Source organism: Leucobacter triazinivorans (assembly GCF_004208635.1).
Lineage (GTDB): Bacteria > Actinomycetota > Actinomycetes > Actinomycetales > Microbacteriaceae > Leucobacter > Leucobacter triazinivorans.
On the sequence record NZ_CP035806.1, the window covers coordinates 3,440,728 to 3,457,638 of the forward strand.

A 16,911-nucleotide genomic window follows, 5' to 3' on the forward strand; every position below is an offset into this window, starting at 1 on the left:
CCTTCTGCGGGCGATCGGCGGGCACGGCTACTCCGCGGCCCCGAGCTGAGCGGCCCAGGGGCTCAGCAGCTGCACGTAGGCGGTCGGCGAGCCGGTGATCCGCTCGTTGAGGAAGGAGGTGTTGTACGGGGCGTAGATCGGGATCCAGAGCGACTCTTCGACGATCATGCGCTGCGCCTCGATGATGGCCTCGGCGCGTGCGGGCAGGTCGTCGGTCGCGGCCGCGGTCGCCACGAGGCCGTCGTAGGTCTCGTCGGAGTAGCCGCTGAAGTTGTAGATGTTGCCGGTGGTGAAGTACTGGTAGATCTGGGTCGGGTCGGCGAAGTCGGTGCCCCAGGCGGTGAGATAGAGGTCGATGCCCTTGCGCGCCTCGGGATCCGTGTACACCGCGTAGTACTGGTCGGCAGGGATGTTGCGAATCTCGGCCTCGAGGCCGATCTTCTGCAGGGCGGACTGGATCTCCGCCGCGATGGTGGGGGTCTGCGCCTCGGCGGTGGTGGAGGCGATCACGATCGGGGTGTTCGGCGCCTCGGTCTGGTCGAGGAGCTCCTGAGCGGCGGCGAGATCGGTCCGGCCGACCTCGATCTCGTCCCAGGCGGCCTGGAACTGCTCGCGCTCGTAGCCCCAGGTGCCCGGCACGGCCGGGGCCCGCTGCTCGTCGGCCGCGCCGCCGACGACCGAGGAGATGATGGCCTCGCGATCGATGGCGCGGGAGACGGCCTGCCGTACCGTGCGGTCGGCGAGCGGGCCGGTGGGGTCCATGACGATCGCGTTGTACCCTTGGCGGCTCGCGCCGTAGAAGACGGTGCCGACTCCGCTCGAGCTCAGCCGCTTCACCGCGGACGGCGCGAGATCCCAGGTGCCGTCGATGGACCCTGCGAGCAGGCCGTTGACGATCGCGGAGGGATCGCGCACGAACTGGAACTCGAAGGTCTCGGACTTCGCCCGGTAGCGCTCGTCGTAGTAGTCCTCGTCTCGCTCGAGCGTGATCGACTGGCCCGGATCCCACTGCTGCAGGGAGAACGGGCCGATGCAGTTGACGCCGCCCTTCGGAGTGCCGTACGCATCCCCCAGCTCCTCGACGGTGGCGGCGCGTTCGATGACGCCCACGGGGCTCGCGAGGAAGGACTCGAAGAGCGCGTCGGGGGTCGAGAAGGTGATGGTGACCTCGAGCGGGCCCGTCGCCTCGATGCGCTCGACGTTGTCGAAGGGCCAGGTCCAGAAGGATCCCGAGTCGGGATCGCTGATGCGGTTCAGGCTGAAGACCACGTCCTCGGCGGTGAGCGGCGAGCCGTCGTGGAAGACGGCGTCGGAGCGCAGCGTGAAGACGCGCGTCGTGGGGGTCGGGCTCGCGACCGACTCCGCGAGCGCCGGCTCGAGCGTCATGTCGGGCGTCATGCGGAAGAGGCCCTCGCAGAGATTCGAGGTGACCATGCTCGTCGAGTTGTCGGCGTTGACGATCCAGTCGAGGCTCGCCGGCTCGGTGGGGATCGCCCAGGTGATCTTCTCGACGTCGCCGACCGGGGCCGGGGTCGACGTCACGATCTCGGGGCCGCTGCTCGCGGCCCGGGGTGCGGCGGTCGAGCCGCCGCACGCGGTCAGGGCGAGTACCGCACCCGCCGCGGCGAGGCCGAGGGCGGTGCGGCGCAGAGCCGGAGTCGGGGACATGTGGGGGCTCCTCACATCGTTGTGGGTCCGGAATCGGATGGGAACGGCTCGGGCGGAGAATCTGGTATGCCAGAGCCGATGTTGAGTAAGTAAACCGACCTCGACGGGTCTTGTCAAGGAATATGAAACGTTCTTTTTTGAAATGTAACGTTCTATTTTTGGAAGGAATGCGCTAGCGTACCTCCACAGGCACCGGCGCGGACGAGCGCCGGGAGAACCGATACGACGGAGTGTGAGGAGCTCGGATGACGACTGAGGAGCAGCCCTGGGCGCTCGTGACCGGGAACGGGGCGTTCGGCGAGAGCGCGGAACGGACGGGCTGGCGTTATGACGTCAACCCGTCCAGCGAGATCGCGCGACGCCTCGACGGCGAGGTGATCGCCGGGCACCGCGTCCGGGGAGTGGCGCTCGAGTGGGGGCGGCACCCCGCCGAGGCCATCGACCCGATCCTCGCGGAGTGCGCGGCCGCGCCGCCCGCGATCGCGGTGGCCCTCGGCGTCTTCTCGGGACGGGCGGCCGTCTCGGTAGAGCGGATCGCGATCAACGTGCGCGACTTCCAGTTCGCCGAGGACGGGTTCCGGCCGGCGGGCGCACCGGTGTTCGACGAGGGCCCCGCCGCCTACCTCGCCACGCTGCCGATCAAGGCGATCACGCAGGCGCTCCGGAGCGCGGGGATCCCGGCGCGCGTCTCGAATTCCGCCTCCACCCACGGCTGCAACTCGGTCATGTACACGCTCCTGCACCGCGCGGCCGAAAGGGGGATCCCGATGCGCGCCGGTTTCGTGCACCTGCCTGACCCGCCCGAGCACGTCGCGGCTCTCGGCAGCGACGGGCCCAGCATGGCGATGGCGCTGCAGATCGAGGCGGTGCGCGAGGCGATCGCGGCGGCCGCGGCGCACCCCGAGCGGGATCTGGAGATCCCCGCGAACGAGTGGGAGTGGTGAGCATGGACGAGTCTCTGCGGATCATCCGGGCCGCCCTGCACGGACGCGAGGGGGAGTGGGATCTCGACCTGCACGACGGGCTCGTGGCGCAGATCTCGCGCCATCGCCCCGGTGCCGACGTCGGCGGCGCCGATCCCGGCACCGCCGTCCTCGACGCCGGCGGCGGCCTGGTCTCCCGCGCCTTCGCCGAGCCGCACGTGCACCCCGACAAGTCGTACAGTCTGAGCGACCCGCCGGAGGGGATCGACCCGGAGGTGCTCGACGCCGCCGACCCGTTCCGTCGCGCGGCCGCGCTCAAGGCCGGCTTTACGCCCGGGAACGTCGCCCAGCGGGCGGCGCGCGCGCTCAGGCTCGCCGTGTCGAACGGCGTGACGCGGATGCGGGCCACGGCGGACGTCGACACCGTCGCGGGGCTGCGGGGCTTCGAGGGCCTGCTGCGCGCTCGGGAGGAGACCGCGGAACTGCTCGACACGGAGATCGTGGCCTTCCCGCAGGAGGGCCTGATCCGGGATCCCGGGGCCGAGGACCTGCTCCGCGTCGCCCTGGGCCGCGGGGCCGACGCCGTCGGAGGCTGGCCGAACGTCGAGGCCGATCACGCCGCCGAACGCGCGCACGTCACCGCCGTCTTCGATCTCGCGGAGGAGTTCGACGTCGACGTCGACATCCACGCCGACTGCTTCCTCGACCCCGCGGAGCGCATCCTCGAGTTCATCGCCGACGAGACGATCCGGCGCGGCTACCGGGGGCGGGTGCTCGCGAGTCACTGCGCCGCGCTGGAGCTGCTGGGCGACGACGAGGCCCGACGCGTGATCGCGCGGGTCGCCGAGGCCGGGATCACGGTGGCGGCCATCCCGCTCAACCTCGCCGACGGAGGACCTCGGGGGCTCTCGCGCCCCCAGGAGCTGCGCGCCGCGGGCGCGCGTGTGGTCGCGGGCACCGACAACATGAACGACGGCTGGTACCCGCTGGGCACGCTGAACCCCCTCGACCGCGCGGCCATGATGTTCTGGGGCGCCTCCTACGACGACGAGGCCGACATCGACACGGTCTGGGAGATGGTCTCGGGTGCAGCCTGGGAGGCGCTCGGGGCCGCCGGCGGCGACGTGGTGCGCGGCATGCCGGCGGAGCTCGTGGTGCTCGGGGCCCGGAGTCGCGCCGAGGCGCTGCGCACGCCCGGCGGGTCGCTCACGACGATCCACCGCGGGCGGGTCGTCTCGCGACGCACCGTCGAGCACCGCTTCGCGCCGTCGACGAGCGCGCAGGGGGCCTCCCGATGAGCCGTCTTGACCTGGTGATCGCGGGGGAGCGGGTGCTCGTCGACGGGGCGCTCGCGCCTGCCGAGATCGGCGTCCGCGACGGACGCGTCGCGGCGATCGAACGGACGGGGAGCGGACTCCGGGCCGAACGCCGGATCGACGCGGGAGCGCAGGCCGTGGTTCCGGGCTTCATCGATCTGCACGTGCACTTCGACAACCCCGGCGAGTCGATCGCCGAGGACTTCGCGGTCGGCACCGCGAACGCCGCGCTCGGCGGGCACACCCTGGTGGCCGATCACCCGTTCTCGACGCCGCTCACCACGACCGGCGAGCGCTACCGGGACAAGATCGGCCTCGCCGCGGCCGGGGCGCGCATCGACTTCGCGCTGTGGGGCGCGCTGACCGGCCCGACGCTGGCCGAGATCCCGGCGCAGGCCGCGGCTGGGGCCGCCGGCTTCAAGGCGTTCCTGCCCGAGAACGACATGGACTTCCCCGCGGCCCGGGAGGACGATCTGCGGCGCGGCCTGCGGCTCGCCGCGCGGAGCGGGGGAACGGTGCTCGTGCACGCGGAGGACCGGGAGGCCCTCGTCGGCCTGGACCGCACGAGCCGCGCGGCGGGGCGGAGCCGTGGTTACGCCGAGCTGACCGCGGCGCGGGGCCCGCGGATCGAGGTCGACGCGGTGCGCGAGGTGCTGCGCCTGGCGGAGGTGACCGGCGGCGCGGTGCACTTCGTGCATCTCTCGGTCCCGGACGCGGTGGACCTCGTGGGCGAGGCCGCCGCGCGCGGGGTGCGCGCCACCTGCGAGGTCGCGGCGCACCATCTGCTCCTCGAGGCCGCCGAGCTGCCGGAGCTCGGATGGCGCGCCCTCTGCGCGCCGCCGCTGCGCGACCGCGCCCACGTGGAGGGGCTGTGGGAGCGCCTGCGGTCCGGCCGGATCTCCGCGGTGGTCTCCGACCACTGCCCCTACGCTCCCGGCGAGAAGGCGGCCGCGGATCGCGACGCCTTCGCCGGTCCCTTCGGCATCCAGGGCGTGCGCGAGTACGCACCGCTCTTCCTCTCCGAGGCGCTCGCGCGCGGCTGGGGGCTCGAGGAGGCCGTGGCCTGCCTGACGGAGCGACCGGCCGGGCTCTTCCGCCTCGGCCCGGCGAAGGGGCGCATCGAGATCGGCTCCGATGCCGATCTCGTGATCCTCGACACCGGTGCGGACGCCCGGATCTCGGCCGCGGATCAGATCGGCGAGTGGCGCTGGACGCCCTACGAGGGGCGCCGCAGCACCGTGCGCGTCGTCTCGACGCTGCTGCGCGGGGAACCGGTCGTGCGGGACGGGGTGCTGCTGGGACCCCCGGGCGCCGGACGGTTCGTGCCGATGCGGGGGTGGTCGGAGTGATGCCGCGGGAGCGGCTCGAGGCCGGCGCGGCCGAGCTGGCCTCTGGGTGCCTCGCGCTGCGGCAGACGGACCGGGTGCTCGTGCTCACCGACGAGGGGACGGCGGAACTCGCCGCCTACCTCGCGCGCGCCGCATCCCGGCTGGCCCCGACGCGGACCGTCGTGCTGCCGGGGCTCGACGATGCCTACGAGGCCTCCTTCGCGGCTCTCCGCGAGGGGATCGCGGCCGCGGCGCCCACCGTCGTGATCTTCGCCGCCCGGGACGAGGAGGACCGCCTGGCCTGGGACGAGCGCTACTGGCGGCTGCTGGAGGAGGCCGGCGCGCGCAGCGCGCACCTCCCCGCGCTCGACGAGCCCTCGCTCGGGATCGGCCTCGCGACCGACTACGCCGAGGTGGCCCGGTTCACCGAAGCCGTGACGCGACGCGTCTCCGGGGCGCGCGGGATCCGGATCACGAACGGGCTCGGCACCGACATCGCGTTCGCCTGCGATCCCGAGCGGCCGTGGACCCCCTTCACGGGGCTCTACCACGCCCCGGGCGACGGCGGCCGGCTGCCGCAGGGGGAGACGTTCTGCAGCCCGGTCGACGCGAACGGGACGATCGCGGCCTCCGTGATCGGGTACCCCTTCAACGCCTCGACCGGGCTGCTCGACGAACCCGTGCGCTTCGAGATCGCGGACGGGCGGCTGACCCGCCTCGACCACCCGGATCCCGCGCTCGCCGCCCGGCTGCGCGCCTGGTTCGCCCGGGACGCGCACGCGGGCCGCATCGGGGAGCTCGCACTCGGCACGAACCGGGCCTGCACCGCCCTCACCGGCAACCTGCTCTTCGACGAGAACGTGCCCGGCTGCCACATCGCCCTCGGGCACCCCTTCGGCGACTACACGGGGGCCTACTGGGAGTCCGAAGTCCACGTCGACCTCGTCGTCGACCGCCCCACCGTCCTCGTCGACGGGCATCCCCTCCTCGTGGGCGGCGCCTACGCCGCCCCCGAGATCGACCTCTGAAACGGAGCCGCGCATGACCGCACCCCAGATCGCCCCCCACCCCGACCCGCTCGCCACGAGCCGAGGCCGGGTGGGGGACCGCTACTACCTGATGACACCCGACACGATGGTCGAGAACAGCCTGCCGTTCCTGCCGCCGTCCTCCGCGGTGGTGCTGGCCGCGCCGCAGGGCACCCCGGCCCGCTTCGGCCAGGCGCTCCTCGCGCTCGATGCCGGCACGGGATCGTCGGGCGAGCTCGGCCGGGGCTTCGAGAACTTCCTCTTCGTCGTCGAGGGGCGCGTGGAGGTCTTCTCCGACGACGAGCGCTGGGAGCTCGGCGCGGAGGGGTTCCTCTTCCTGCCGGAGGGGCGCGGCTTCCAGCTCCGCGCGACCGATGACACGCGGGCGCTCTGGGTGAAGAAGCGATACGTCGCGGTGCCCGGGATCGACGCGCCCGAGGCGGTGCACGGCACGCTCGCCGAGGTGGAGGACCGCGCCGACGAGTGGATCGACGGCAGCTACGGGCAGTGCCTGCCCGACGACCCCCGCTACGACATGGCGATGAACATCATGCGCTTCGCGCCGGGCGCCCGATTCCGCATGGTCGAGATCCACCACCAGGAGCACGGCCTCTACATGCTCGCCGGAGCCGGGATCTACCACCTCGACGGCGACCACGTCGAGGTGCGGCGGGACGACTTCGTCTACATGGCTCCCTACTGCACGCAGGCCTTCACCGTCGCCGGGGCCGGCGAGACCGCGTACCTGCTCTACAAGGATGTGAACCGAGATGGCTTCTGAATCGTCGCGCGCCGTGGGCGCACCCCGGCTGCTGGTGGTGAACGCGCGCATCGACGGCGGCGACGGGGCTCCGGTCGACCTGCTCGCCAGTGACGGCCGGATCACCGCGATCGCCGCCTCCGGAACGATCGCCGCCGACGGGGTGACCGCCGCCGACGGGGCGACCGCGGTCATCGATGCCGGGGGAGGCCTCGTCACCCCGCCGTTCGCCGAGCCGCACACCCACCCCGACAAGGTCTACAGCCGCGACCGGATCCCCGAGCTCGGGTCGCCCCCGCCCCGCAACCGTGAGGACCGCATGCAGCGGCAGCGGGACCTCAAGGCCCGCTTCACGCGCGCCGACGTCGAGGCCCGCTCCGAGCGATTCATGCGCGACTGCGCAATCGAGGGCATCGGCGTGATCGCGGGCCAGGCCGACATCGACTCCGTCACCGGTCTCGTCTCGGTGGAAGGGCTGCTCGCCACCCGGGACCGCTGCCGGGAGTGGATGGACCTCGTGGTCACGGCCTTCCCTCAGGAGGGACTCGTCGCCGACCGCCGGGCGGCGGAGCTCGTCGCCGCGGCGCTCGCCGCCGGGGCCGACCGCGTCGGCGGCTGGCCCAACAACGAGCCCGACGACGAGGCCCGCCTCGAGCACCTGCGCATCGTGTTCGAGCTGGCGGAGCGCTTCGGCGCGCCGATCGACATCAACGTCGACTACTTCACCGATCCGACCGAGCGGCTGCTCGAGCCTCTCGCCGAGATGACGATCGCCGCCGGCATGCAGGGCCGCGTGAACGCCAACCACGTCGGCGCGCTCGAGACCTACGACGACGACACCGCCGCGCGGGTCGTCGAGAGGGTCGCCGAGGCCGGCATCTCGATCACCGTGTGCCCCACGAACCTCGCCGGGACCCGCCCGTACCGCGGAGTCTCGCGCCCGCTCGAGCTGCTCGCGGCCGGCGCGGAGGTCACGATCGGGATCGGCAACTACGAGGACAACTGGGAGTACCTCGGCACCATCGACCCCATGGAGCGGGCTCGGTTCGCCTGGCACGCCCTGCCCCTCGCGGGCCGTCCGGGCGAGGGGATCGACGACGCGTGGCGCCTGGTGACCGACGCGGCCCGGCGCGCCATCGGGCGGCCGGCGACGCCGCTCGAGGTGGGCGAGCGCGCGGACTTCGTGGTGCTCTCGGCACCGGATCGGGTCCAGGCGCTGCGGAACGAAGCCGCATCCCGCTGGCATGTGCGCGGCGGAACCGTGCTCGCACAGCGTATCGTCGAGACGGAACCGGTTTTCTGAGGCGGAGGAGGGAGCAGTATGGATGGCAGCGGCCCCGCGCGCTCGAGGCGCACGACGATCAGGGACGTCGCGGAGCACCTCGGGCTCTCCGTCAGCACCGTCTCCGCATCGCTGAACGGCGGCGGCACGCTGAAGGAGGCCACCCGTGAGCGCGTGCGGCGCGCGGCCGAGGAGCTCGGCTACCGTCCGAGCCGGGCGGCCCTCGCGTTCCGGCTCGGGCGCACCGGCACCATCGCCTACTCGCTGCCCACCGTCGACGACGGGTCGGTTCCCATGCTCGACGTCGAGGCCTACATGATCGGCGCCCGGGCTGCTGCGAGCGCCGCGTTCGACGCGGGCTACGCCCTGACGCTGACCCCGCCGACGATCGGCGGGGAGGCCGGCTGGAACCTCATCGGGGCCGACGGCGTGGTGCTCTGCGACCCGGTGCGCGGCGACGAGCGACTTGCCACCCTGGAGCGGCTCGGCACGCCCGTCGTGACGATCGAGCGGGACACCTTGCGCCCCGAGTGGCCCTTCGTCGTGACCGGTGACTACGGGAACAACACCCGCATGCTGCTCGACCACCTGCGGGAGCGCGGTGCGCGGCGCATCGCGCTGCTCGTGCCCGACGCCAGCTGGTCATCGTCGGAGGACGCGCTGCGGGGCTACCGGGAGTGGGCCGCCGATCACGGCGCCGAGGAGATCGTGCGGCTGATCCCGCCCGCCCGCATCAACCGCGACGCCTACACGGACGCGCTCGAGCTGCTGCGCACCGAACCGCGCCCGGACGCGCTCATCGCCTCCGCCGAGCAGTACCGCCCCGGCGTGCTGCGCGCCTGCCTGGACCTCGGGATCTCGATCCCGGGCGATCTGCTCCTGGCGATCGGCGGCGACAGCCAGGCGGCGCAGTACGGCGATCCTCCCATCACCGCGATCGACTTCCTCCCGGCGAGGCAGTCGGAGCTGGCGGTGCAGATGCTGCTGCAGCGCATCGAGGGGCATCCGGTCGAGGGCCCCATCGTCTCGGAAAGCGCGCTCAGGATCCGCTCCAGCACGGAGGAGCGCCGGTGAGCGGAGGAGCGGTGCATATCGACGCCGCGCGCCTGGAGCAGATTCTCCTCGGGCTCTCCGGAGACGACGGCGACTTCGAACCCCGGCCGCAGGGGATCGAGCAGCCGCTGCACACCGTGTACGTCCCCGCCGACCAGGCCCGCGACGGGATCGTGGAGCACTGGCGAGCGGGTGCGCTCGACGCGGCGGCCGCGGTCGGCGGACTGGACGGTGTCGCCGACTGCATCGGCGTCGCCGACGACCGCCGGGGCGAAGTCGTCGCCCGCGCTGAGGAGAAGCTCGCGCGGCAGCCCGTCGAGGACCTGCGCTTCGATTTCGAGGACGGCTACGGCTACCGCGACGACGAGGAGGAGGACGCCTGCGCGGAGCGGGCGGGGGCGCTCGCCGGCCAGCTCATCCGGGCCGAGGACGGCCCGGACCGGATCGGGCTCCGGATGAAACCGCTCGATCGGCGGGGGAGTCGCCGCGGCGTGCGCACGCTCGAGCGTTTCCTCGGCGCCTACCTCGCCGCAGCCGGTGCCGAGCCCGTGAGCGCGCTCACCGGGCTCCGCATCACGCTGGCGAAGGTGATGACCGGTGCCCAGGTGGAGGCCATGGGTGAGATCTGCGGCGCGCTGGAAGACGGGCACGGACTGGCTCCGGAGTCGTTGGGCATCGAACTGCAGATCGAGGTGCCGCACGTCGTGGCTCCGATACGGCCGAGCGACGCGCTCGTGGTGCTCGCCGGAGCGCCGCGGGTGCGCGCCCTCCACTTCGGCACCTACGACTACACGAGCGCGCAGGGGGTGCTCCCCGGCGAGCAGCGGTCGACGCACCCGGTGGCGCAGCACGCCAAGCGGGCGATGCAGGCTGCGGCCGCCGTGCACGGCGTCGAGGTCTGCGACGGATCCTCGAACCTCGTCCCCGCGGGGGACCGGTCGATGCGGGTCGGCGCGTGGGCCCGGCACGCCGAACAGGTGCGCGAGGCACTGCGCGACGGCATCCCGCAGGGGTGGGACCTGCACCCGGCGCAGCTGCCGTCGCGCTTCCTGGCGAGCTACGACGTGCTGCGCGGGGAATTGGCGCACGCGGTGCGCCGGGTGCGGGCCGCCGAGCGCGGCGCCGCGGCGGGGGACGGCGCGGAAGTGCTCGACGAGCCGGCCACGCTCAGGATGCTCGGGGCGTTCCTGGCGCGCGGCGTGCGCACGGGGGCGGTCGACCCGGACGAGCTCGGGCCCGGCCTGGAGCTCCCGCGGCTCGAGCAGCTCGCCGAGACGGGGTCATGAACCTCCGAGAACCACCCCCACCCTCGCCACGATCCGGCCGCCCTTGACAATGGCCCGCGGCACCGGGCGGTCCACGACGACCTGAGCCTCGTGCACGCCGCGGGCGACAAGGAAATCAGCGGGGTCGCCGATCCGGAATCGGGACTCCGGCAGTCCCATCATGCGAGCGCCGTTGTGCACGGCGATCTCGAATGCGTGCGTGAGCTCGGAATCGGTGAACACCTCCAACCGGCATGCCAGCAGGTGGCAGTGCTCGATCATGTCGGCGTTGCCGAACGGGCTCCACGAATCGCGCACGCCGTCCGAGCCCACCGCGACGCGCACGCCCGCATCCCGGAGATCTTAGATCGGCAGCACGGGCTCTCCGCCCAGCGCCACCGTGACGAGAGTGATATCGGCTCCGGTTTCTACCGCCGCGGCGAGCGGTTCGGCGGTGCCCGGCTCCCGCAGCACGCCCATCTAGGGAGACGCCACGATCTCCAATTCGAGTGCTCCGTCGAGCTCGACACGCGCGGTTGCGACTCCCTCGACGTTCAGCAGGCCGCCCCAGTCGGTCTTGTCCGTGTGCACGTGCGCGTCCACGAGCGTGGGCAGCAGTTGCGCTCAACCGGCGGATGCTGCGCTCGCTCGACCGGCGAGCGCGCTACTCCAGTTCGCCGGTGATGCGCCCGCGCACCCGGCGCAGATCCTCCATGAGCGCGCCGATGAGCACCCAGTGCTCGGGGTGCGGCCGCGGAATCGTGTACGGGGCCGTGAGCGCGGGGGGCTCGGCCGCGCGCGCTTCGACGGCGTCGTCGCGCGCGAGCAGCTCGAGGTCGTGCGCGGCGCGGCGGATCTCCTCGACCATGCCCACGACCGAGGCGTCCGAGACGAGGTCGGGCTCGTAGAGGTCGTAGACCGCGCGGGACATGCCGCCGATCTGGGTGATGATCGGCTGCAGGCGCTGGAACAGCGCGTCGTCCTCCCCGAGCCCCTTCCGGTAGCGGCCGCTGCGCGGGTTCAGCCGCAGACTCTCGCGGGCCTGGCGCAGCAGCCCGTGCACCCGCGTGCGCTCCTCCTGCAGCGCGCGCGCCTCGACGTGCATGGACTCGAGCCAGTCGTCGTCGCGCGGCGCGTCGAGCGCGTCGGCGATGCGGCGGAGCGAGACGGCGGCCTGCTCCGTCAACGACACGAGCGCCTCGTGCACCGGCAGCGTGCGCACCGGTGCGGCGACCAGGGCGGCGACGGCCACGCCGATCAGCGCGCCGATGAGCGTCTCGACCACCCGTTCGACTCCGTAGTGCAGATCGAGCCCGCCGAGCGCGATCATGAGCAGTGCGCTCACCACGATCTGGTTCGCGGCGCTCGGCGTCATGCGCAGCGCCCATCCGAGGGCGAGGCCCGCCACGAGCGCAGCGATGAACAGCCAGGAGTGCTGCCCCAGGAACGCTCCGGTGACGAGGGCGACGCCGACCCCCAGCAGCACTCCCACGACGCGCTCGAGGCCCTTGCTGAGGGACTGGTCCACGTTGTCCTGCACCACGAGCAGGGCGGCGATCGCCCCGAAGATCGGCAGCTGCTCGGGGAAGATGAGCAGACAGGTGAACCAGGCGAGGATCATCGACGCGAGCGTCTTCACGACCTGCAGGAGCGGTGCCCGCTGATCCGCCGTGAACCGGCTGGTGAGGCGCCGCGGCGCTCGCCCCCAGCGGGAGAGGCGACCCGGCTTCACGAGCGCCTCCGGGTCACAGCAGACCCAGCTTGCGCACCTCTTCGCGGAGCGTCGCGCCGTCGGGGCCGTAGACCCAGGGCACGCCGCTCGTGCTGCGGTGCAGATTGGCCTTGGAGCGCCCGCCCGCCAGCACGGCCTCGCCGACGGAGAGCTGCCGGATCATCACCGCGGCGACGTTCTCCGGATGGGCGGTGGCGAACTCGTGGTACAGCGCCTCGTCGTGCTGGCCGTCGTCGCCGATCAGCACCCACCGCACGTCGGGGAACTCGGCCGCCAGACGCTGCAGCTCGCGGCGCTTGTGCTCGGTGCCGCTGCGGAACCACCGGTCGTGCGTCGGGCCCCAGTCGGTGAGCAGCAGCGGCCCCATGGGGTACAGGTTGCGTGCGAGGAAGCGGCTCAGCGCGGGCGCTGCGTTCCACGCCCCCGTGGAGAGGTAGACGACGGGTGAACCCGGGTGCTCCGCGACGAGGTGGTCGAGCATCACCGCCATGCCGGGGGTGGCGGATCTCGCGTGCTCGTCCAGCACGAAGCTGTTCCACGCGGCGACGAACGGTCGGGGGAGTGCGGTGATGAGGATCGTGTCGTCGATGTCGGAGATCACCCCGAGGCGGGCGGTCGGATCGACCACGTTCACGGGTGCGTCGGCCGCCTCGCTGTCGCCCGCCTGCAGTGTGAGCGTGTGCCAGCCGGGGGAAAGCGACACCGGGACGATCGAATCGATGACCCCGCCGCGATCCGCGACCACCTCGGTCACCGGCTCGCCGTCGATGAGCACGCGCACCGGCTGGTGCGGCACCGAGAGGCTGGTGAAGGTGCGCCAGCCGCGCACCCGGGAGACCTCGGCCACGTCGGGCCGGAACCGGGTGTGCTCGCGGCTCTCGGGCTTCAGATAGAGCACGCGGCCCAGCACGCGCACCCACTCGGTGGTGCCGTAGCCGATGTAGGGGATGACCGATGGCGTCTTCCCGCGGGAGACGGCGCGACGAGCGCGGCGCACGTGCATCCAGTCTTCGAGGCGGGCCGCCAGGCGGGGCCGGGAGTCGGGCTCGGCGTTCGAAGTCACCCAGCCAGTCTAGGGTGTGCGCGCCGACGCGCCCGGATCATCCGGCTCGGGCCGAACCTCGTCCGTCCCGTCTTCTGCGAGCCGCATGTGCGCGCTCTCGCGGCGGAGAAAGGCGCGCTTCACCGCCCAGAGCCCGAGTGCGAGCGCGAGCGCCGCGCCCGCGAAGACGAGGCCGGCCCCCTTCACCCGACCGGCGAGCTGTTCGAAGCCGGCGGCCGCACCCGCGCCCAGTGAGACCACGAGCAGCGCCCAGACGAGGCTCGCCGACGCGGTCCAGGCAAGGAAGGCGCGGTAGCGCATCCCGGCCATCCCCGCGGTGAGCGGGATCAGGGAGTGCAGCACGGGGAGGAATCGCGATAGGAACACCGCCACCCCGCCCCGCTCGCCGAGGTAGTGCTCGGCGACCCGCCAGTTGCGCTCGCCCAGCCGTCGGCCGGCGCGACTGGAGCGCAGGCGGGGACCGGCCCAGCGGCCGAGCGCGAATCCGATGCTCTCGCCGGCGATGGCGCCGAGCACGAGGGCGACGACGAGCCAGGCGAACTGCGCGGGGCCCGTCACGCCGACCGCCGCGACGAGGGCGATCGTGTCGCCGGGCACCACGAGGCCGACGAACACCGAGGTCTCGAGCAGCATGCCGATACCCGCGATGAGGGTGCGCAGCACGGGATCCAGATCTCGGACCCCGTCGATCAGCCCGCTGAGCAGTTCCGTCACCGCACCGAGTGTATCCGAGCCGGAGGCTGCGGACCCGGGGAGCGGACCGAGTCGTTCGACGTCGAACGAAAAGTAGTTCGGGCTCGAGTGAAAAATAGTTCGACGTCGAAGCGCATTCGCAGCTGATTCACAGAAAAGCTAGAATGGGGGCGGCCGGTCGTCGACCGGCAGCTCCGGCGAGAATCACATCTCGTGGCGGATCTCACTAAGGGAGTGCGCCCTCGGTGGGGTGCCGCCCTTCGTTCTGGAGCGATACATGAACGAATTCCTCGACCCGTTGATCCTCGCCCGGTGGCAATTCGGATTGACGACGCTGTACCACTTCATCTTCGTGCCCCTGACGATCGGGATGGCGCTGCTCGTGGCGATCCTCCAGACGGCATGGGTGCGCACCGGCAAGACGAAGTACCTGCGCCTCACCCGGCTCTTCGGCAAGATCTTCCTCATCAACTTCGCCATGGGCGTCGTCACCGGCATCGTGCAGGAGTTCCAGTTCGGCATGAACTGGTCGAACTACTCGCGCTTCGTCGGCGACATCTTCGGCGCTCCGCTCGCGATGGAGGGGCTCATCGCCTTCTTCTTCGAGGCCACCTTCATCGGCCTGTGGATCTTCGGCTGGGACAAGCTGCCGAAGAAGGTGCACCTGCTCACCATCTGGATGGTCTGGGTCGGCACCGTGCTCTCGGCATACTTCATCCTCGCGGCCAACGCGTTCATGCAGAATCCCGTCGGCTTCGAGATCAACGACGAGCGCGGGCGGGCCGAGCTCCAGGACATCGGCGCCGTGCTCATGAACCCGGTCGCGGTGACCCAGTTCCCGCACACGATCTTCGCGGCGACCATGTTCGCGGGTGTCGTGATCGTGGCGGTCGCCGCCTGGCACCTGCAGCGGGGGCAGTATGTCGAGGAGATGCGCACCGCTCTGCGCTTCGGCGCCTGGACCAACATCATCGCCTTCATGGGCGTCGGGTTCACCGGGCACTCCCTCGGCATGGTCATGACCGAGACGCAGCCCATGAAGATGGCCGCGGCCGAGGCGCTCTACGAGAACGCCTCCGGCGCCGACGCCTCGTTCTCGATCTTCAGCCTCGGCACCCCCGACGGCGCGCACGAGATCTTCTCGATCCGCATCCCCTACCTGCTCTCGTTCCTCTCGAACGGCACCTTCGACGGCAGCGTCGAGGGCATCCGCGATCTGCAGGCGGAGTACGAGGCGATGTACTGCGGCGCGGACTCCCTGCTCACCTGCCCGAGCGACGGGCAGTTCGCTCCCATCATCTGGGTGACCTACTGGGCGTTCCGCTGGATGATCGGCCTCGGCGCCCTCGCCGCGCTCGTCTCCGCGGTGGGGCTCTGGATCACGCGCAAGAACACCGAACTGCCCGCCTGGGTGTGGAAGGTCGCCATCTGGTCGGCGCCGCTCCCCATGCTGGCCTCGCTCGTCGGCTGGATCTTCACCGAGATGGGCCGCCAGCCCTGGATCGTGTTCGGCGTGATGACGACCGAGCAGGGGGTCTCGCCCGGCGTGCCCGGGTGGGCCGTGCTCACGTCGCTCATCGTGTTCACCCTCGTCTACGGCGCCCTCGCGGTGGTGGAGTTCAAGCTGATCACGAAGGCCGCCAAGGAGGGGCTGCCCGAGATCGCGTCGGACGAGAGCGGCGAACCCGACCACGAGCGTCTCGCGACGGTCTACTAGGAGAAACGGCACATGGACCTCACAACACTCTGGTTCTTCATCGTCGGAGCGCTGCTCATCGGGTACTTCGTGCTCGACGGCTTCGACTTCGGCGTCGGCATGTCGCTGCCCGTCCTCGGACGAGACGATACCGACCGCCGCGTCATCATCAACACCATCGGTCCGGTCTGGGATCTCAACGAGACCTGGCTCATCGTCGCGGGCGCCGCGCTCTTCGCCGCGTTCCCCGAGTGGTACGCGACGATGTTCTCCGGCTTCTACCTGGCGCTGCTGCTGATCCTCGTCGCGCTCATCCTGCGCGGGGTCTCGTTCGAGTACCGCCACCAGGGCAAGGGGGAGCAGTGGACCCGCTGGTTCGACCAGTTCATCTTCTGGGGCTCGGTCCTGCCGCCCCTCCTGTGGGGCGTCGCGTTCGCAAACCTCGCACAGGGGCTGCCGATCGTGCCGCTCGAGAACGGCGGATGGATCTACGAGGGCACGCTGCTCACGCTCCTCAACCCGTACGGGCTGCTCGGCGGGCTCACGATGCTGCTCATCTCGTTCACGCACGGGCTCGTGTTCGTGTCGCTGAAGACCACGGGAGAGATGCGGGATCGGGCGCGGGCGCTCGCCACCCGCGTCGGGATCGGCGCGATCCTCGCCGGGGCCGGATTCCTCGTCTGGACCATCGCGCAGCACCTCGACAGCAGCACGCTGTGGATCATCGTGCTCTGCTCGTCGGTCGCCGCGGTCGCGCTGATCGGCGGGTGGATCGCGAATCTGCTCGGGCGCGAGGGGTGGGCGTTCACGGGCAACGCGACGGCCATCGCGTTCGCGCTGCTCGCGATCTTCATGGCGATGTTCCCCAACCTGATGCACTCGAGCATCGATCCGGCCTACTCGATGTCGATCGCCGGCGCGGCGAGCTCGCAGAAGACCCTCGAACTCATGACCTGGGTCGCGGGATTCACCATGCCGCTCGTGCTCGCCTACCAGGGATGGACGTACTGGGTGTTCCGCAAGCGCCTCACCCGCGAGGCCATTCCCACCGCAGCGCACTAGCCGGCCGCGCGGGCGCGCGGGGAGACCCGTCCGCCCGCGACT

General features: G+C 71.6%; 15 protein-coding genes. 10 read left to right on the forward strand and 5 right to left on the reverse strand.

Annotated elements, in window-relative coordinates; all coding sequences use genetic code 11:
• Positions 1-27 precede the first annotated feature (27 nt).
• The gene (locus EVS81_RS15555) at positions 28-1,668 is read right to left on the reverse strand and encodes an ABC transporter substrate-binding protein (protein ID WP_130111165.1); all 1,641 of its coding nucleotides are present in this window, start codon (positions 1,666-1,668) and stop codon (positions 28-30) included.
• 245 nt (positions 1,669-1,913) lie between these two features.
• Between EVS81_RS15555 and EVS81_RS15560 the strand changes: the two genes are divergently transcribed.
• From EVS81_RS15560 to EVS81_RS15595, 8 genes are read left to right on the forward strand one after another with little or no spacing between them, the layout of a single operon-like run.
• The gene (locus tag EVS81_RS15560; protein ID WP_130111166.1) at positions 1,914-2,612 is read left to right on the forward strand and encodes a pyroglutamyl-peptidase I; all 699 of its coding nucleotides are present in this window, start codon (positions 1,914-1,916) and stop codon (positions 2,610-2,612) included.
• Positions 2,613-2,614: 2 nt separating this feature from the next.
• Positions 2,615-3,889: an amidohydrolase family protein gene (locus tag EVS81_RS15565; RefSeq protein ID WP_130111167.1), complete on the forward strand. Its 1,275-nt coding sequence runs from the start codon at positions 2,615-2,617 to the stop codon at positions 3,887-3,889.
• Complete coding sequence (locus EVS81_RS15570) at positions 3,886-5,256, forward strand: dihydroorotase (protein WP_130111168.1); 1,371 nt, start codon at positions 3,886-3,888, stop codon at positions 5,254-5,256. The genes EVS81_RS15565 and EVS81_RS15570 overlap by 4 nt, the downstream gene beginning before the upstream one ends.
• Positions 5,256-6,263 carry an aminopeptidase gene (locus tag EVS81_RS15575; RefSeq protein ID WP_240740090.1) on the forward strand — a complete coding sequence of 336 codons (1,008 nt, stop codon included), beginning with the start codon at positions 5,256-5,258 and terminating at the stop codon, positions 6,261-6,263. The genes EVS81_RS15570 and EVS81_RS15575 overlap by 1 nt, the downstream gene beginning before the upstream one ends.
• Positions 6,264-6,276: 13 nt before the next feature.
• Positions 6,277-7,044 carry a (S)-ureidoglycine aminohydrolase gene (gene allE, locus EVS81_RS15580; protein WP_130111170.1) on the forward strand — a complete coding sequence of 256 codons (768 nt, stop codon included), beginning with the start codon at positions 6,277-6,279 and terminating at the stop codon, positions 7,042-7,044.
• Positions 7,034-8,326 (forward strand): amidohydrolase family protein, encoded by a 1,293-nt coding sequence (locus EVS81_RS15585; protein WP_130111171.1) that lies wholly within the window; start codon positions 7,034-7,036, stop codon positions 8,324-8,326. Before allE ends, EVS81_RS15585 begins: the two co-directional genes overlap by 11 nt.
• 18 nt (positions 8,327-8,344) lie before the next feature.
• Positions 8,345-9,379 carry a LacI family DNA-binding transcriptional regulator gene (locus EVS81_RS15590; protein WP_130111172.1) on the forward strand — a complete coding sequence of 345 codons (1,035 nt, stop codon included), beginning with the start codon at positions 8,345-8,347 and terminating at the stop codon, positions 9,377-9,379.
• Positions 9,376-10,644 carry a DUF6986 family protein gene (locus EVS81_RS15595; RefSeq protein ID WP_130111173.1) on the forward strand — a complete coding sequence of 423 codons (1,269 nt, stop codon included), beginning with the start codon at positions 9,376-9,378 and terminating at the stop codon, positions 10,642-10,644. The genes EVS81_RS15590 and EVS81_RS15595 overlap by 4 nt, the downstream gene beginning before the upstream one ends.
• Here EVS81_RS15595 and EVS81_RS15600 read toward each other — a convergent pair.
• The 4 genes from EVS81_RS15600 to EVS81_RS15615 form a co-directional block, all read right to left on the reverse strand.
• Entirely contained in the window at positions 10,639-10,968 is a 330-nt protein-coding gene (locus EVS81_RS15600) for an amidohydrolase family protein (RefSeq protein WP_130111174.1), read from the reverse strand. The two genes, EVS81_RS15595 and EVS81_RS15600, sit on opposite strands and share 6 nt — an antisense overlap.
• Before the next feature lie 319 nt (positions 10,969-11,287).
• Positions 11,288-12,355, reverse strand: a complete 1,068-nt coding sequence (locus EVS81_RS15605; RefSeq protein ID WP_130111175.1) for an FUSC family protein — start codon at positions 12,353-12,355, stop codon at positions 11,288-11,290.
• A 13-nt stretch (positions 12,356-12,368) separates the two neighbouring features.
• Complete coding sequence (locus EVS81_RS15610) at positions 12,369-13,418, reverse strand: App1 family protein (RefSeq protein ID WP_240739885.1); 1,050 nt, start codon at positions 13,416-13,418, stop codon at positions 12,369-12,371.
• Positions 13,419-13,427: 9 nt separating this feature from the next.
• Positions 13,428-14,132 carry a DedA family protein gene (locus tag EVS81_RS15615; RefSeq protein WP_130111176.1) on the reverse strand — a complete coding sequence of 235 codons (705 nt, stop codon included), beginning with the start codon at positions 14,130-14,132 and terminating at the stop codon, positions 13,428-13,430.
• A gap of 256 nt (positions 14,133-14,388) precedes the next feature.
• Between EVS81_RS15615 and EVS81_RS15620 the strand changes: the two genes are divergently transcribed.
• A complete protein-coding gene (locus EVS81_RS15620) occupies positions 14,389-15,828 on the forward strand; it encodes a cytochrome ubiquinol oxidase subunit I (protein ID WP_130111177.1) in 1,440 nt (479 codons plus the stop codon).
• 12 nt (positions 15,829-15,840) lie between these two features.
• A complete protein-coding gene (gene cydB, locus EVS81_RS15625; RefSeq protein WP_130111178.1) occupies positions 15,841-16,869 on the forward strand; it encodes a cytochrome d ubiquinol oxidase subunit II in 1,029 nt (342 codons plus the stop codon).
• Positions 16,870-16,911 lie beyond the last annotated feature (42 nt).

Coding starts and splice junctions, on each gene's coding strand:
- EVS81_RS15555 (WP_130111165.1), bottom strand. CDS start 1,668: ATGTCCCCGACTCCGGCTCTGCGCCGCACCGCCCTCGGCCTCGCCGCG.
- EVS81_RS15560 (WP_130111166.1), top strand. CDS start 1,914: ATGACGACTGAGGAGCAGCCCTGGGCGCTCGTGACCGGGAACGGGGCG.
- EVS81_RS15565 (WP_130111167.1), top strand. CDS start 2,615: ATGGACGAGTCTCTGCGGATCATCCGGGCCGCCCTGCACGGACGCGAG.
- EVS81_RS15570 (WP_130111168.1), top strand. CDS start 3,886: ATGAGCCGTCTTGACCTGGTGATCGCGGGGGAGCGGGTGCTCGTCGAC.
- EVS81_RS15575 (WP_240740090.1), top strand. CDS start 5,256: ATGCCGCGGGAGCGGCTCGAGGCCGGCGCGGCCGAGCTGGCCTCTGGG.
- allE (WP_130111170.1), top strand. CDS start 6,277: ATGACCGCACCCCAGATCGCCCCCCACCCCGACCCGCTCGCCACGAGC.
- EVS81_RS15585 (WP_130111171.1), top strand. CDS start 7,034: ATGGCTTCTGAATCGTCGCGCGCCGTGGGCGCACCCCGGCTGCTGGTG.
- EVS81_RS15590 (WP_130111172.1), top strand. CDS start 8,345: ATGGATGGCAGCGGCCCCGCGCGCTCGAGGCGCACGACGATCAGGGAC.
- EVS81_RS15620 (WP_130111177.1), top strand. CDS start 14,389: ATGAACGAATTCCTCGACCCGTTGATCCTCGCCCGGTGGCAATTCGGA.
- cydB (WP_130111178.1), top strand. CDS start 15,841: ATGGACCTCACAACACTCTGGTTCTTCATCGTCGGAGCGCTGCTCATC.